The sequence below is a fragment of the Arthrobacter sp. UYNi723 genome (genome assembly GCF_054057635.1).
The window spans coordinates 215,222-230,581 of the sequence record NZ_JBSRZM010000002.1; the positions used below are offsets into that span (position 1 = coordinate 215,222).

General features: G+C 64.6%; 13 protein-coding genes and 2 tRNA genes. 3 read left to right on the forward strand and 12 right to left on the reverse strand.

What is annotated here, in order from left to right:
- Positions 1-2 precede the first annotated feature (2 nt).
- The 5 genes from ACVWY0_RS02920 to ACVWY0_RS02940 are packed head-to-tail and all read right to left on the reverse strand — an operon-like array spanning position 3 to position 5,844.
- Positions 3-944 carry an aldo/keto reductase gene (locus ACVWY0_RS02920; protein WP_485835337.1) on the reverse strand — a complete coding sequence of 314 codons (942 nt, stop codon included), beginning with the start codon at positions 942-944 and terminating at the stop codon, positions 3-5.
- Positions 944-2,656 (reverse strand): glycoside hydrolase family 13 protein, encoded by a 1,713-nt coding sequence (locus tag ACVWY0_RS02925; protein ID WP_485835338.1) that lies wholly within the window; start codon positions 2,654-2,656, stop codon positions 944-946. The genes ACVWY0_RS02920 and ACVWY0_RS02925 overlap by 1 nt, the downstream gene beginning before the upstream one ends.
- Positions 2,657-2,708: 52 nt before the next feature.
- A complete protein-coding gene (locus ACVWY0_RS02930) occupies positions 2,709-3,593 on the reverse strand; it encodes a carbohydrate ABC transporter permease (RefSeq protein WP_485835339.1) in 885 nt (294 codons plus the stop codon).
- The gene (locus tag ACVWY0_RS02935; protein WP_485835340.1) at positions 3,593-4,531 is read right to left on the reverse strand and encodes a carbohydrate ABC transporter permease; all 939 of its coding nucleotides are present in this window, start codon (positions 4,529-4,531) and stop codon (positions 3,593-3,595) included. The genes ACVWY0_RS02930 and ACVWY0_RS02935 overlap by 1 nt, the downstream gene beginning before the upstream one ends.
- Before the next feature lie 26 nt (positions 4,532-4,557).
- Complete coding sequence (locus ACVWY0_RS02940; RefSeq protein WP_485835341.1) at positions 4,558-5,844, reverse strand: ABC transporter substrate-binding protein; 1,287 nt, start codon at positions 5,842-5,844, stop codon at positions 4,558-4,560.
- 237 nt (positions 5,845-6,081) lie between these two features.
- Here ACVWY0_RS02940 and ACVWY0_RS02945 point away from each other — a divergent pair, with 237 nt between their 5' ends.
- Entirely contained in the window at positions 6,082-7,284 is a 1,203-nt protein-coding gene (locus ACVWY0_RS02945) for an ROK family transcriptional regulator (RefSeq protein ID WP_485835342.1), read from the forward strand.
- 34 nt (positions 7,285-7,318) lie between these two features.
- Here the strand turns inward: ACVWY0_RS02945 and ACVWY0_RS02950 are convergent, their stop codons facing one another.
- From ACVWY0_RS02950 to ACVWY0_RS02980, 7 genes are all read right to left on the reverse strand, one after another.
- Entirely contained in the window at positions 7,319-7,975 is a 657-nt protein-coding gene (locus tag ACVWY0_RS02950; RefSeq protein WP_485835343.1) for an SDR family oxidoreductase, read from the reverse strand.
- Between the two features lie 16 nt (positions 7,976-7,991).
- On the reverse strand, positions 7,992-8,549 hold the full coding sequence (locus ACVWY0_RS02955; protein ID WP_485835344.1) for a dihydrofolate reductase family protein: 558 nt from the start codon (positions 8,547-8,549) through the stop codon (positions 7,992-7,994).
- A gap of 124 nt (positions 8,550-8,673) precedes the next feature.
- Positions 8,674-9,456 (reverse strand): membrane protein insertase YidC, encoded by a 783-nt coding sequence (yidC, locus tag ACVWY0_RS02960; RefSeq protein ID WP_485835345.1) that lies wholly within the window; start codon positions 9,454-9,456, stop codon positions 8,674-8,676.
- Positions 9,457-9,594: 138 nt separating this feature from the next.
- Positions 9,595-9,668, reverse strand: a tRNA-Met gene (locus ACVWY0_RS02965).
- 62 nt (positions 9,669-9,730) lie between these two features.
- Positions 9,731-9,802: transfer RNA gene (locus ACVWY0_RS02970), tRNA-Thr, on the reverse strand.
- A 235-nt stretch (positions 9,803-10,037) separates the two neighbouring features.
- A complete protein-coding gene (locus tag ACVWY0_RS02975; protein WP_485835346.1) occupies positions 10,038-12,299 on the reverse strand; it encodes a DEAD/DEAH box helicase in 2,262 nt (753 codons plus the stop codon).
- Positions 12,300-12,703: 404 nt separating this feature from the next.
- Entirely contained in the window at positions 12,704-13,360 is a 657-nt protein-coding gene (locus tag ACVWY0_RS02980; RefSeq protein WP_485835347.1) for an MOSC domain-containing protein, read from the reverse strand.
- A gap of 171 nt (positions 13,361-13,531) precedes the next feature.
- Here ACVWY0_RS02980 and ACVWY0_RS02985 point away from each other — a divergent pair, with 171 nt between their 5' ends.
- Both ACVWY0_RS02985 and ACVWY0_RS02990 read left to right on the forward strand, forming a co-directional pair.
- Positions 13,532-14,125 (forward strand): Tat pathway signal protein, encoded by a 594-nt coding sequence (locus ACVWY0_RS02985; RefSeq protein ID WP_485835348.1) that lies wholly within the window; start codon positions 13,532-13,534, stop codon positions 14,123-14,125.
- Positions 14,126-14,127: 2 nt separating this feature from the next.
- Positions 14,128-15,339 (forward strand): glutathionylspermidine synthase family protein, encoded by a 1,212-nt coding sequence (locus ACVWY0_RS02990; protein WP_485835349.1) that lies wholly within the window; start codon positions 14,128-14,130, stop codon positions 15,337-15,339.
- Positions 15,340-15,360 lie beyond the last annotated feature (21 nt).

Here is a 15,360-nt window from a genome sequence, read left to right on the forward strand (position 1 = left end):
CCTCAGGGGAGGTTGCTGCCCCGTGCCGCAATCCACAGCCCGTACCAGTCGGCCCGGGTCATGGCCTCCGCCACGCGGGCGGCGTCCGCGCAGGCCGCGATTCTCGCCGGATTCACGGTGCCGATCACGGGCGCAATGCCAGCCGGATGCTTCATCAGCCACCCCAGGAGGACGGCCTCCCCCGTGGTGCCGTACTCACTGGCAAGCTCCGCAACCATCGCGGCCGCGGCAGTCTCCGCCGCCGTCGGACTTTCCGGAACTGCCCCGGTGTACAGCCCCTGCGCGAGCGCACCGTAAGCCTGGACGGTAACGCCATTGCTGCTGCAGTACTCCAAGGTCCCGTGCGGGAAGCTGTAGTCCAGCGACTCCGGATGGTTCACCAGGACCTGGCTCTCCAGCCAGGCCCGCTTCAGCAAGCTCATCTCCAGCTGGTTCGCCACCACCGTCACCTCAAGCCGCTCCTGCAACGCCTCGATCTGCGCGCCGGACATGTTGGACACGCCAATCTGCCGCACCTTGCCTTCGGCCAGCAACTGCCCGACGGCAGCCGCCACCTCCGCAACGTCCGTCAGCGGATCGGGGCGGTGCAACAGGAGCACGTCCACGAAGTCCGTCTGCAGCCTCTTCAGGCTGCCGTCGACCCGTTCCAGGATGGATTCCCGGCTGAGGTCATAGTGCGTGGCCAGCCCGCGTTCGTTGAGCCGGATCCCGCACTTGGTCTGCAGCCGGACCCGGTCACGCAGCCCGGGCGTTGCCGAGAGGACTTCGCCGAACACCGCTTCTGACTTGCCGCTGCGGTAAATGTCCGCGTGATCGAACAGCGTGATGCCTGCGTCCAGCGCGGCCTCGACGGCGGCGGCGGCCTCGTCCACATGGTCGGTTCCGTGCGGCTCGTCGGACCAGCTGCCGCCCAGGCCCATGCAGCCGTAAATGAGTTCCTGCATCAGCGCAGCCAGGCGGTACTGTTCGCCGGCAGCTTGCCCTCCTCCAGCGGAGAGCTGCTCACCAGCAGCGTTCCTGCCGGCAGTTCGACGGCGGCGTCCCCGAAGTTGGTAACGGACTGCCAGCTACCGGGGCGGCGGAAGTGCAGGACCTCCGGGTTGCCGGTCTCCACCCACTCCAGCTCCTCGCCGGCCTGCAGTTCGCGGCGCAGCTTCAGGGCCGTGCGGTACAGCTCCAGGGTCGAGTTTTCGGCGCCGTCCTGCGCCTCCACCGCGTACTTGCTGAACCAGTCCGGCTGCGGCAGGTGCGCGCCGCCGTCGCCAAAGCCGAAGGAGGTCCCTTCAACCTTCCAGGGCAGGGGCACCCGGCAGCCATCACGGCCCACCTCAACGCCCCTGTTCCGGAAGAACGCGGGATCCTGGCGCTCGGAGTCCGGAATCTCCGCCACTTCCTGCAGGCCCAGTTCCTCGCCCTGGTACAGGTAGGCCGAGCCGGGCACAGCGAGCATCAGCAGGGTGGCGGCGCGGGCACGGCGCTCGCCAAGGTCCACGTCGAGTTCCTCCTTGGGGCCGCCGGCCAGCAGCCAGCCCTTCCCGTCCTGGCCCTTGGCGTGCTTCTTGCCCTTGGACGCCTTGGGCAGGCCATAGCGCGTGGCATGCCGGACGACGTCGTGGTTGGAGAAAACCCAGGTGGAGGACGCGCCGGTCGCGGCTGCTTCGGCGAGGTTGCGGGTGATGATTTCGCGGAAATCCTCGGCACCGAAGTCGGCCTGCAGCAGGTCGAAGTTGAAGGCCTGGCCCAGGCCCTCCGGGCTGGCGTAGCGGGCACGGCGGGTAGCGTGCACCCATGCTTCGGCGACGGCGGTGCGGGGCGGGTTGTACTCGTTGAAGACTTCGCGCCATTCGAGGTAGATGTCGTGGACGTCGTCCCGGTCCCAGAAGGGGTGCGAACCGTCGTCGAACCCGTCCGTCCCCGAGTTGGCCTCGGTCAGCTCCAGCTTGGAGAGCAGCGGCTCGGTGAGATCCTTGGTGAGGGCATGGGCCACGTCCACACGAAAGCCATCCACGCCGCGGTCGGACCAGAAGCGCAGGGTCTTGAGGAAGTCATCGCGGACCTCCCGGCTGGACCAGTTCAGGTCCGGCTGCTCCTTGGCGAAGATGTGCATGTACCACTGGCCGGGGGTGCCGTCCGGCTCGGTGATGCGTTCCCAGGCCGGTCCGCCGAAGACGGAGTCCCAGTCCGACGGCGGGAATTCGCCGTTGAGTCCTTTGCCGTCACGGAAGATGTAGCGCTCACGCGCGGCGGAACCCTTCGGCGAGGCGAGCGCCTCCTTGAACCATTCGTGCCGGTTCGAGGAGTGGTTGGGGACGATGTCGGCGATCAGCTTGATGCCGGCGGCGTGCAGCGCCTTGGCCATCTCGTCGAAGTCCGCCAGCGTGCCCAGCTTGGGGTCCACGTCGCGGTAGTCGTCCACATCGTAGCCGCCGTCGGCCAGGGCCGACGGGTAGAACGGGCTGAGCCATACGGCGTCGATCCCCAGTTCCGTGAGGTACGGGACCTTGGCCGTAATGCCTTTGATGTCACCCATGCCGTCACCGTTTGAATCGGCGAAGCTGCGCGGATAGATCTGGTAGACCGCGGCCTGGCGCCACCAGTTGGGATCGGCCAGACGGTCGGAATCGGACAGGGTTGCCAGCGTGGCAGTGGTGGGCAAAGGATGATCCTTTTCTCTTGTTTGGGTTGTTCTTGCTGGGTGGACAGGTTGGCTATTTAACGGCCCCGCGCATGACTCCGGACAGTACCCAACGTTGGGCCAGGATGTAAACCACCAATGTGGGTGCCATGGCCATCAGGTAGGACGCGAACGCGAGGCTGTAGTTGGTGTTGAACTCGCCCTGGAACAGCATTTGGACCACGGGGAGGGTCTGCAGGGCCGGGTCGGCGATCATCATCTGCGGCAGCAGGAAGTCGTTCCACGAACCCAGGAACGCGAAGATGCCTACTGTGGCGTTCATCGGAGCCAGCAGCGGAAAGATGATCTTGCGGAACACCTGCCAGGTGGTGGCACCGTCCATCCGGGCCGATTCCTCCAGTTCCACTGGAATGGAGCGGACGAAGGCGATGTACAGCAGCGCGTTGAACGAGATTCCGCCCAGCACGTGCAGGAAAACGACGCCGGCCGGGTTGTCCAGGCCAAGGAGTGCTGTCTGCTTGATCAGGGGAAGGATGATCACCGGAAACGGGATGAACATGGCGGACAGGAGGTACACAAAGGAACCGCGGAAGAAGCGGTGGTTCCAGTTCCGCGCGATGGCGTAGGCCACCAGCGAGCTGCAGGCCAACGAGCCCAGGACGCTGAAGACGGTGACGAATGCCGTGGACATAAAGGCCCGGGGGAAGTTCGTGGCAACATATGCGTCTGCGAAGTTCTCCCAGTTCAGCGGGTTCGGCCAGGCAAGACCGGTCCCGGTGCCGATCTGGTCCGGCGTTTTCAGCGCCATGGCCACGGTGAAGTACAGCGGCAGCAGGACAGTCAGCGAGGCCACCAGCATCAGGGCGGTGAGCCACCAGTTAATCCTGAAGCCTTCGCGGCTGGAGACTCGCTTTGTGAGAACTCGGACTCCGCGCTGCGGAAGTAGTGATGAGGTCATTACAGGGATACCCCCCGGCGCTGGATGAGGCGGAGCTGGATGACGGAGATCAGCAAGGTGATCAGGAAGTAGATGACCGCGTTGGCCATCTGGTAGGAGTAGTCCCCGCCGGTGAAGCCGGAGAAGATACGCATCGCCACTGACTGCGTCGCCATGCCGGGTCCGCCGCCTGTGAGGCCCACGATGATCTCGTAGGTCCCCAGGAATCCCTTGAAGCCGAGGATCACATTGATGACGAGATAACCGAGGATGAGGGGCAGGGTGAGGCTGAGGAACTGCCGGAAACTGCTTGCTCCGTCCAGGTCCGCGGCTTCGTAGACTTCGGCGGGCACGCTCTGGAGACCCGCGAGGTAAATGATGGTCGCCCCGGGCGCGGCCTGCCACACCGTGACCAGGACAATGGCCAGCCAGGCGAGGTTTTCGTTGGCCAGGATGCTGGTGGCAAACGGCGTTAAGCCGAACCGTTCAGCGAGCACCGGCAGGGTGTTGGAGAACAGGTAGTTGAAGACAAACGACACCACCAGGGCTGAGAGCACCATGGGGATGAAGAACACGGTACGGATACCGGTGCGCCACTTGATTTTCGCATTCAGTCCAAGGGCGATGGCCAGTGCCACGATATTTACCACCGCGGTGGTGGTCAGGGCAAAGACGAACGTGAAGATGTAGGACTGCAGGATTGCCGGGTCCTTGAAGATGTTGACGTAGTTGGACAGGCCGATGAACTTCCAGTCACCGTAGCCTGCGTAGTTGGTGAGGCTGAAGAACACACCAACCAGCGCTGGCAGGGTGATGAAGAAGGCGAAGAGTGCCAGGACCGGCACCACCATCCAGTAGTAGGTGGGGTCGATCCGGCGCTTGGACGGGACAGCTGGCGCGGGGGACGGGTCCTTTCTCGGGGACGGGGCTGTCTCGGCCGCCAGGGACGTTGCGGACATGGGGGCTCCTGGAATCGTGGTGGGCATCAGACCGCGGTCCGCTCTGCGACGCGGCGCCATTCGGCGTCGACGGTGGTCAGGAACTGTTCACCGTTCTTGTTGAAGACGAAGGACTGAATGTAGTTGTTCATGGGGACCGACGGCGGGAAATACGTTCCGGCGCCTTGGTAGTAGCGGCCTTCGCCCACGTGGGTGGCAACTCCGCTGAGATGGGGATTGCTCACGGCAGGGGCGCCTATCAGTGGCGAGAAGGCTGCGTTCTTCCCGTTGTACGTGTTCACCACGGACGGTTCCAGCAGGTAGTTGAGGAATCTCTCCGCAGCGGCCCGCTTACGCGTGTTGCGCGTGATGGAGAGCGCCATGTCCACGTTGACGCGCACCTTGGTCTGGTCCGGGTCGTTGGTGACCGGCAGCGGAAAGGTGCCCAGCTTGATGTCCTTGTTGGCCTGAACCAGCTGGGAGAGCGCCCACGGCCCCTGCAGATACATGGCGGCCTGGCCCTTGCCGAAGGCGGCATTTCCGTCAGAGTAGTTCTTGCTGGCCGCCCCGTTCTGTGAGTAGGACGCAAGCTGCAGGATTTTTGGCAGCGAGGAGCGGTAGTGATTGCCGAATGACTCGGGGGCGGACTGCGGGATGTTGGCCCCCTTGGCCATCAGGTCCTTGAAGAACCCGCCGACGTCCAGCATTCCGCCGGTGACGTAGTCGAAGGCACCCTGGCGGAGGGTCCAGGCGTCCTTGAACGTCCCGTAGATCGGCGTGATTCCTGCTGCCTTGAAGGTCTCGCAGGCGGCTATGAAGGCGTCCCATGTGGTTGGAACAGCCACACCGTGGGCTGTGAAGATGTCCCGGTTGTAGATGACCCCGGCCGCGGCAATGGAGAACGGCAGGGCGCTGGTTTCGTTCCCGTACTGACCCCAGGAATTGATCAGGTCCTGGAACTTCGGATCGATGGTCTCGGCCACGGGAAGGCCGGACAGGTCGGCGAAGATTCCCTTCCGGACGAACTCAGCCGTTTCGGTCGCGAATCCCCGGGTCACGACGTCGGGCGGATCGTTGCGGACCAGGCCGGGGACGAAGTTGCCCTCGTTGAAGTCCTGGATGACCCGGAGATCCGGGTTCAGTGCTTCGAAGTCCTTGATCACCTGGTTGAAGTAGTCCACCACCTCGGGCTTGTTCTGCATAAACCGCAGGGTGGTGACGCCGGACTGTTGCCCTGTGCCGGCGGCGCAGCCGGTGAGGGGAAGGAAGGCGGCTGCGCCGGCCAGGCCGGCCGCCCGGAACAGCGAGCGCCTGCTGGGCAGTGTTGCGGCCATGACGCCGTTCACAGCGCCTGGGCCGACGTACGGGAGTGGCGGGGAGGGGTCTGTGGTGAAGGCGGGCAGTGCTTCGGGATGCGGTTCATGGTTGCTCCTTTGCAAAGGCTGAATGAAGGACTTGGAGAAGGCCGGTGGTCGGCGGCCGTCCGGCCCACCTGGCTAAGCATTGTTTATTTGGAATCTAAATTTAGTTTCTCAAGTATTATGTGGTGTAGAACACAGGGGGTCAACACCATGTCCGAAATTTCCGTCGCAACGCCCCAGCTACTCAGGCGCGTGAGTGCCGGAGCCGTCCTGGATTTTATGCGCGCGTCGCAGGCCGTAACGGTCACCGACGTTATGGAAGCCACCGGACTGACCCGGGCCACGGCCATATCCGTGTGCGAGGACCTCATGCACCGAGGCTGGATCCGGGAGCTGGAAAACCAGCGGGCCTTCGGCGGCTACCAGAAAGGCCGGCCGGCACGTCGGTTCGAACTCAACGAGCGCGCAGGCTACGTTCTGGGCATGGACGTGGGTGTCTCGAAGGCCACCGTGGTGGTGTCCGACCTTCGCGGAAAGGCCCTCGGCAGGTCCAGCCAGCCCTTCTCGGAAGCAGACATCCCGGCCGAGGAACGCATCGCCGTCATTGACCGCACCGCCATGATGGCCCTCCACAGCGTGGGAGCCTCCCCCGATTCCGTTCTGGCGGTCTGCGCCGGCATTGCGGCGCCAGTGGACCGTAACGGCGAGGTGCTGGTGACGCAGCACTTCTGGGGACTGTTCGACGTCGGCCTGAAGGCCGCGCTGCGGGACCGGCGGGGCTGGACCGTGCTGCTGGAAAACGATGCGAACCTGGCCGCCCTGGGCGACCGCTGGCGCGGCGCCGCTGCCGGCGTGGACGACGTCGTGGTCATCCTCGCGAGTGAGCGCCTCGGGTCGGGCGTGATCGACGGCGGACGCCTGCTGCACGGCGGCGGCGGAGGCGCCGGCGAGCTTGCCTTCCTCGACATGCTGGAGGGCGTGGGAGATACGTACGGTATCGCCGCACTGGCCAGGAGATGGGCCGCAGAGGCGCTCGCGGGCAAGGCCAAGACGTCGCTCCGGGACTACGCCGCCAGCGGCGCGGAAGCAGAGCACGTCTTCGCGGCCGCCGCGGACGGCGATGCAGTGGCGCTGAAGATCCTGGAACGGCTGGCCGACAGGATGGCCCGGGTGATCGGGGCCGTGGCCACCATCATCAACCCCGAACTCGTGGTCATTGGCGGGGCCGTAGCGAACTCCGCCGGCGTGCTGCTCGAGCCGATCGCCAGGCACCTGACCAAGTACACCGTCACTCCCCCGCGGGTGGCGGTCTCGCCCTTGGGCGATTCAATCGTGACCGTGGGAGCCGTGCGGTGCGCCCTCGACTACGTGGAAAAGAACACCCTGGACCTGGAGCTCGCGGTTCCGGACTAAGCTGCGTGCTCCAACGGCGCGGCCTGCCCCTCGGCTACGGCTGCGGCTCCAGGGCGGCGGCAATCGGGAGTGTGCCGTCACGGAATTCGATGGTCCTCCCCGCCGTTTCGGGCAGGTCAAGCACCGCGGCGGCCACACTAGCCGTGTTGCTGCGGGAGGTTGCCCCGCTGCCGTCCGTTCCGGGGTCCACTTCGATCAGCCCTGTCCCCGGCTGATCCGTCAGCGTCCCCGGACCCAGGATGGACCAGGCCAGTGAAGTGCCGCGCAGGTACTCATCCGCCGCCGCTTTTGCGTCCGCATAGGCAAAGAAGCTGTTCTCCGCCGGGACGCCATGGTCCGGCCCCGCGCCCAAGTAGGACACCATCACATAACGCCCGACGCCGGCCTCCGCCGCCGCGTCCATCGACCGGATGGCCGCGTCCCGGTCCACCGCATAAGTGCGTTCCGGGCTTCCTCCCCCGGCCCCGGCGGACCAGACCACGGCGTCATGGCCCCTGAGTGCGTCGGCAATTGCCGCCGTCGTCGAATTCTCAACGTCCAGGACCGACGGCGTAGCACCGGTAGCCGCGACGTCAGCGGCATGGTCCGGGTTGCGGATGATCGACGTGACACTGTGACCTTCGGTTGTAAGAAGCGTGGACAGGTGGAGGGCCACTTTGCCGTGGCCGCCAATGATAACGATGCTGGTCATGCCCCCATTCTGCTCCTTATGCCCGTGTGCGGTAGCGGAGGTAGGCCACGCCGTTTCCAAAGGTGTGCTCTTCGAGGAGTTCCAGCCGCAGGCCCAGCCCGTCCGGCAGGAAGCGCAGGCCTCCTCCCACGGCCACCGGATTGAGGAACACGCGGCATTCCTCCACCAGCCCGGCCCGGAGCGCGGCAGCGGCCAGCGTGGGGCCACTGATGCTGATGTGCGCGTCCGTGGCGTTCTTGAGGTCCCGGACGGCGTCGGGAACAAAGGTCCGCTCGATCCTGGTCTTGGCCGTGGATACGGCGTTGAGAGTGGTGGAGTAGACAACTTTGTCTGCCTCTTGCCAGATCCGCGCGAAGTCCCGGATGTAGTCCGGCTGATCGGGCGTATCGAAGGTTTCCCACGCAGACATGACCTGGTACATGCGGCGGCCGAAAAGGTAGGTGCCCACATCGCGTTCGAGATCATTGACGAACGTATGGACTTCCGCGTCCGGCTCGCTCCAGCTGAAGTTTCCGTTGCGGTCCGCGACGTATCCGTCCAGTGACGCGATTGCTGAGTAGATGAGCTGGCCCATGCGGCCCATTGTGCCCCTGGGCGGGGCCGGATGGGTAGGCTGTAGCGGCCGCGCGGTGCCTGCCCTGCGGTGAGGGGTGAGGTTTCAGTGCTTCGGGCGGCCGTTAGCGTCGAAACCTCACCTTTCATTTGATGGTGAACTGCTGCGCCATGGTCCAGAGGTTGGTGGTGGTCCAGTAGATCAGGACGCCGATCGGGAAGAGGACGCCGCCCACACCGAAGACGAGCGGCAGGATATACATGATCACCTTCTGCTGGCGCGCGAGGGGATTGTCTGCGGCTTCGTCAGGCACGGTCCGGGCCACAATCCGTCGTTGCGTGATGAACTGTGCGGCCGTCATGGCTAGGATCATCAGGATGGTCAGCAATGTGACCGCCACGGGGTCGCCACCACTGCCGTGCAGCACGGACGCTGACAGCGGGGCGCGGAAAATACTTGATTCGTCGAACTGCACAGCCTGTTCGTGGGTCATCGCTCCGATCCCGTGGGCTTCCCTGGCTGCGGCTGGGATGCCGGAGAGTACTTGGAAGAGCGCGAAGAAGAACGGCACCTGGATGAGCATCGGCAGGCAGGCGGACAGAGGGTTGGTCCCGTGTTCCTTGTAGAGGGCCATCTGTTCCTGGGCCATGGCCTGCCGGGACAGCTGATCGTTTTTGCCCTTGTACTTTTCCTGCAGCCTCTTCAGGTCCGGCTGCAGGAGCCGCATCCGGCGTTGGGCCTTGACCTGCTGCAGGAACACCGGAATCAGGGCGGCACGGATGATCAGCACGAGGCCGATGATGGACAAAGTCCACGTCCAGCCGCTTGCCGCAGGCATGCCCATGGTGCTCAGGACGTCATGGATTCCGACCATGATGGCGGACACAATCCAATTGAACGGACCCATGATTGTTCCGAAGAAGTCCACTGATATCCCCCATCGCCATGTGCAGCAAAGCTACGGCGAAAAGGAGCGCTTGTCACGGCCTCGCACCGCCGCAAACACACCGTCGTGCGGGGGAACAGAAAAGCCCCCGGAATCCGTGGATTCCGGGGGCTTAGCCTGTAGCGGTGGGGAGGCTCGATCTCCCGACCTCACGATTATGAGTCGTGCGCTCTAACCAACTGAGCTACACCGCCACGAATGAGAAAAACCTGCGCCAAGCCGGTCAAAAACCGCCTTGACACAGGCCCTCATCCAGAGCCCCCCACCGGAATCGATCCGGTGACCTCGTTCTTACCAAGAACGCGCTCTACCACTGAGCTAGGGGGGCAACGAGTAAATACTCTACCGGAAGATTTGGTCACCAACAAATCGGCTCCAGAACGACGCCCGCGGCGCCAAAAGTGCCGGAAATTCGGGCTTCCGAGGCCCTCTGGACGGCCCATAAATCGGCTCGGGGACGGATCCCGGCGGGGATGTGACGAAGCCAACTTAAGCAGCAAAGTTAAAGCAGAACGGGCCGGCAGAAAGCCGGCCCGTTCTCAGTTCACTTTAATAAGCGGTGGTTACCACTTGTTGCGGGGCTTGAAGCCGCCTTCGGTGCGCGGCTTGCGTGCCGCGTCGGTGCCCACGCTGCGCTCGTTGCGGTCGCTGAAGGAGCGGCCGCCGCGGTCAGCGGAGCTACGCTCGCCGTCGGTCTTGCGGAATTCCTTCTTGAACCCGCCGTTGCCCTTGAAGTTGCCGCCACGGTCGCCGCCACCGGCGCCGCCGCCGGAGTAACCACCACGGTCGCCACCGCCGGAGTAACCACCACGGTCGCCGCCGCGGTTGCCCTGGTAGCCGCCGCGATCGCCACCGCCACGATTGCCCTGGTAGCCGCCACGCTCGCCGTCGCCGGAGGGCTTGCGGCCGTTGTCCAGCTCGAGGTGGATCAGCTCGCCGCCGATCCGGGTGCGGGACAGTGCCTTCAGCTGGTCGGCGCTGAGGTCCGCCGGGAGCTCCACGAGGGAGTGGTCGGCGCGGATGTCGATGCCGCCGATGTTGGCCGAGGAAATGCCGCCTTCGTTGGCAATGGCGCCCACGATGGAACCCGGCATAACGCGCTGGCGGCGTCCGACGGCGATCCGGTAGGTGGCGTTGCCCTCGGTGAGCGTACGGGTCGGGCCACGTGAGCCGAAGCCGTCCTTGGAGCGCTCGCGCTTCTGGAAATCGGGAGCTGCGGCCAGTTCCTTGACGAGCAGAGGCTGACCGCCCTGGGCCATCACGGCCAGAGCAGCAGCGATCTCCGAGGCCGGCACGTTGTGCTCTTCCTCGTAGGAGGAGATGAGGTCGCGGAACGCGGCAACGTCCTCGGACTCGAGGGTCTCCGTGATGCGCTCGGCGAACTTGCCCAGGCGGAGCGTGTTCACGGTCTCGGCCGTGGGCAGGTGCATCTGCTCCACCGGCTGGCGGGTTGCCTTTTCGATGGAACGCAGCAGGTACTTCTCCCGCGGCGTCATGAACAGGATGGCGTCGCCGGAACGGCCAGCACGGCCGGTGCGGCCGATGCGGTGGACGTAGGACTCGGTGTCGTGCGGGATGTCGTAGTTGACCACGTGGCTGATTCGCTCAACGTCAAGGCCACGGGCCGCGACGTCGGTGGCCACCAGAATATCGATGCGGCCTTCCTTCAGCGCCTCGACAGTGCGTTCGCGCTGCTGCTGCGGAATGTCGCCGTTGATGGCGGCAGCCTGGAAGCCGCGGGATTTCAGCTTGTCAGCAAGGTCCTCGGTAGCCATCTTGGTGCGCACGAAGGCGATAACGCCGTCGAACTCTTCAACCTCGAGGATGCGGGTCAGGGCGTCAAGCTTGTGCGGGCCCATAACCTGCAGGTACCGCTGGCGGGTGTTGGCGCCGGTGGTGGTCTTGGACTTGACCGAGATCTCGGCCGGGTTGTTCAGGTACTGCTTGGACATGCGGCGGATCTGGCTCGGCATGGTGGCCGAGAACAGTGCAACCTGGCGGTCCGACGGGGTCTGCTGGAAGATCTGCTCCACGTCTTCGGCGAAGCCCATGCGCAGCATTTCGTCAGCCTCGTCCAGCACCAGGTACTGGAGCTCGGACAGGTCCAGGGAACCCTTGGAGATGTGGTCGATCACACGGCCGGGAGTACCGACAACAACCTGGGCACCGCGGCGCAGGCCGGCGAGCTGGGGGCCGTAAGCGGAGCCGCCGTAGACGGGGAGGACGGTGAAGTCATCGATGTGCTTGGCGTACGAGGTGAAGGCCTCGGCAACCTGGAGCGCGAGCTCGCGGGTGGGGGCCAGGACCAGGGCCTGCGTCTTGCGGGACGGGCCGTTGAGGTCGTGGAGCTCGGCCAGGCGGGACAGTGCCGGTACTGCGAATGCTGCAGTCTTACCGGTACCGGTCTGGGCGAGGCCCACAACGTCGCGGCCTTCAAGCAGCAGCGGGATGGTTGCTGCCTGGATGGGGGAAGGCTTTTCGTAGCCGACGTCCATCAGGGCGGCGAGGACGCGGCCGTCGATGCCGAGATCGGCGAACTTGACGCCCTCGTCTTCTTCTTCGGCTTCCTCAGCCTTGGCGGGTGCGTCTTCGGTCTTCGCTACGGGCGCTTCTTCGACCTTGGCAGCAGGAGCCTCGGTCTGAGCGGCAGGCGCTTCTTCGACCTTGGCGGGGGCTTCTTCAGCGGGAGCGGCAGGGGCTTCAGCTTCAGTGGCGGCGGGCTCTGCTGCGGGGGCAACGGCCTCGGTGAATTCGACGGCGACGGTTTCGGCAGTTACTGCTTCGGCGGTGAAAGCTGTCTCGTCGTTGGTCTGATTTTCAGGCATAGGAAATTTCCTCATCCATAGGGGGCCAGGCGGCACAACCCGAGGTGAGCGGAGCCGCAGTACGTGTGCCGTGGGTGCCGGGCATACATTGACCGGCCGGTCACTTAGAAGTCCGGCGCTTTCGCAATCCCGTGGCAGGACTTCCCGCTGCATCTCTTGGCTGCTATCCCAGCAGTCTGTACAGCGTTTTCTTTAGCCGGCTCTCCCTATGAAAATGCCCGCATCACAATAGCGGGCCCCAACACTTGCCAGTCCTGCCTCAAAAATTGGGCAGGAATAAGGGATTTCCGGAGTGGGGGATATTTCAAGTGTAAGGTACAGATCCGCTTTGCGGCTAATTGAACGGACGACGACGGCGGTGAGCTTGCGCACATGGCTCCCCTGCCAGCCACTCCAGCGGGCCGTTATCGGCCTGATTGCCGTATCAGGGCTTCGAACTTTTGGTTGAATTCGGGCTGCTGCAGGCGGATCTCGCGGTCGGCGTCGGCATCCCGCAATGCCTCCATGGACTCCAGGTCAGGCTCGGTGAACCACTTGCCCACGGTGATTCCATGCTTGGGCACAAAAATGCGGTGGATGTGGTCGCCGGCCTGGATGCTGCCGGTGTGGATCACCCTGAGGTAGGCGCCCACGCGCCCTGCCTCCGTAAATCGCTTGACGAAGCGGGGCTCGCCCATGCGCCGCTGGAAGGCAGCGCAGGGCGTGCGCGGGGACGTGACTTCCAGCTCCACGTCCAGCCCGATCTTCCAGCGCTCCCCGATGATGGCGCCGGTGGTTTCGATACCGGCCACGCGAAGGTTTTCGCCAAAGATGCCCGGCGGAAGGTCACGCTGGAGCTCGCCGGCCCAATAGTCCGCGTCCTCCTGGGAGTAGGCGTAGATCGCTTGGTCCTCCCCGCCATGGTTGATCCGGTCCGCCTGGACGTCACCGTGGAGGCCGAGTTTGTGGACTTTGACGGGACCTTCCACCGGCCGCTTATCGATGGCGGTCACTCCCACGCTGCCTTCATCGGGAAGGAGCTGGTGGACACGGCAGACGGCTAGCACTGATGCGGTTTCCATGGCTCCAGTGTAGGGTTCCCGGCGTTACAGCCACCGTTGGAACCGGAGATGGGCAGTTCTCACCCGTTTCGTGCTCGCAGCCGGACCGGGCAGAGACTACGCTGATTTCAGGATTGAGATTCCGGCGCACAGCTGCGCCCACATTCAGCATGGACTACCAAGGGGGACGTCATGGACCCGGAAAAGGACCAAGGCAACGGTCCGGACAAAGACCCGGCCAAGGACAAGGGCACCGGTCAAGGCAAGGACCAGGGGGCGCCGAAGCCGCCGCCGTGGCAGGTGCCCAAGCCGGAGCTGCGTCCCGAACTCCTGAACCAACCCCTTCCCACGGTTGATCCCTTCGCCCCGGACCGCGAGCGCCAGACCCATGATGCGGCCGCGCGCAAGAAACGTTCCCAGCGGCGGACCGTTGTGGTGGGGTTGGGAGTCACGGCCCTCCTCGCCGGCACCATCACCGCCGTTGTGGCCAGCAACCAGGATGAGGCCGACTACGCCCAGGTCTGTTTCAACGACGAAACCGGCGAGCGCGTGGAGGACACGCAGTGCAACAGCTCCGCCGGACGCAGCGGTGCGCTCTACGCGTGGTACTTCTACTCCCGCGGCGCCAGCGTTCCCGGGGTGGGCCAGAACCGGTCCTCGTATCCGAGCTACACCAGCACCATCCCCAGCGGCGCCAAGGCATCCACCGGGTACAGCACCAAGGGCGGAACGGTCAGCAGGGGCGGCTTTGGCAGCAGCTCCAAGGGCGGAAGCACGGGGGGCTAGGCGTGAAGCGGTTGTTATCGGAGCCCAGGCCTGACTGGAAGCAGAAGATCGAAGAGCAGGGCCTGGTCTTCTCCACCACCACCATGCCCAACGGCCGGAGGATTGAATACTGGAACGAAGCCGCCTACTACGAATTCACCATGGACGAGGTGGAGACGCTGGAGGTCACGGCCGAGGACATGCACAAGATGTGCCTGGAGGCAGCCAAGTTCCTGGCCACGGGCGCCATGGGGAACATCGGCATCGGCCCGCAGGCACTGGAGCTCGCGGCAGAGTCTTTGCAGGCCGCGGACATGGATGTCTACGGGCGCTTCGACTTTATCTATGACGGCCAGGGCGGACCGGCCAAGATGCTGGAGTACAACGCCGACACCCCCACCGGCCTGATCGAGGCCGCCGTCGCGCAGTGGTTCTGGCTGCAGGACGTGTTCCCGGAAAAGGACCAGTGGAACGGCATCCATGAGGCCCTGATCCGGCAGTGGAAGAAGATGCAGTACCGCACCGGCATGAGCACGCTCCACATAGCCCATTCCGAGGCTGAGGAGTCCGGCGAGGACTGGATGACGGCCGGATACATGCGTGACGTGGCCAGCCAGGCGGGCTGGACCACCATCGGCATCAACATGTCCGATATCGGCTGGGATCCCAACCTGAACCGCTTTGTGGACCTGGACAACTTCATGATCAGCACCATGTTCAAGCTGTACCCCTGGGAGCTGATGATGAAGGAGCCGTTCGGGCACCGGCTGCTGCAGCGCGCACACAATCCCCGCTGGGTGGAGCCGGCGTGGAAGATGCTGCTCTCCAACAAGGCCTTGCTGGCCGCGCTGTGGCACCTGTACCCGGACCACCCCAACCTGCTGCCCGCCTACCTCAACGAGCCCGGGCCCCTGAAGGAATGGGTGGCCAAGCCGCTGCACGGGCGCGAAGGCGACAACATTAAGATCCAAGCCCCGGGCATAAGCCTGGAGCAGCCCGGCGGGTACGGCCGTGAGGGCTGGTGCTACCAGCAGTTCCGTGCGCTGCCCGACTTCGACGGCAACCACCCCGTCCTTGGCCTGTGGGTGGTGGACGGCGAGTCCGTGGGCTGCGGGATCCGGGAATCGGACGGCCCCATCACCGATTATTTCTGCCGTTTTGTGCCCAACACCATTGACGCCCCGGCGCCGCTTTCAGCGCAGGCCCACTCCAGCAAAGCAGGTATCGCACTATGATCCCCCTGACCTTCCCGAGCC

Excerpts from the sequence above, each read along its gene's own strand:
- ACVWY0_RS02920 (WP_485835337.1), bottom strand. The coding sequence starts at position 944 with ATGCAGGAACTCATTTACGGCTGCATGGGCCTGGGCGGCAGCTGGTCC.
- ACVWY0_RS02930 (WP_485835339.1), bottom strand. The coding sequence starts at position 3,593 with ATGACCTCATCACTACTTCCGCAGCGCGGAGTCCGAGTTCTCACAAAG.
- ACVWY0_RS02935 (WP_485835340.1), bottom strand. The coding sequence starts at position 4,531 with ATGTCCGCAACGTCCCTGGCGGCCGAGACAGCCCCGTCCCCGAGAAAG.
- ACVWY0_RS02940 (WP_485835341.1), bottom strand. The coding sequence starts at position 5,844 with ATGGCCGCAACACTGCCCAGCAGGCGCTCGCTGTTCCGGGCGGCCGGC.
- ACVWY0_RS02945 (WP_485835342.1), top strand. The coding sequence starts at position 6,082 with ATGTCCGAAATTTCCGTCGCAACGCCCCAGCTACTCAGGCGCGTGAGT.
- ACVWY0_RS02950 (WP_485835343.1), bottom strand. The coding sequence starts at position 7,975 with ATGACCAGCATCGTTATCATTGGCGGCCACGGCAAAGTGGCCCTCCAC.
- ACVWY0_RS02955 (WP_485835344.1), bottom strand. The coding sequence starts at position 8,549 with ATGGGCCAGCTCATCTACTCAGCAATCGCGTCACTGGACGGATACGTC.
- ACVWY0_RS02975 (WP_485835346.1), bottom strand. The coding sequence starts at position 12,299 with ATGCCTGAAAATCAGACCAACGACGAGACAGCTTTCACCGCCGAAGCA.
- ACVWY0_RS02980 (WP_485835347.1), bottom strand. The coding sequence starts at position 13,360 with ATGGAAACCGCATCAGTGCTAGCCGTCTGCCGTGTCCACCAGCTCCTT.
- ACVWY0_RS02985 (WP_485835348.1), top strand. The coding sequence starts at position 13,532 with ATGGACCCGGAAAAGGACCAAGGCAACGGTCCGGACAAAGACCCGGCC.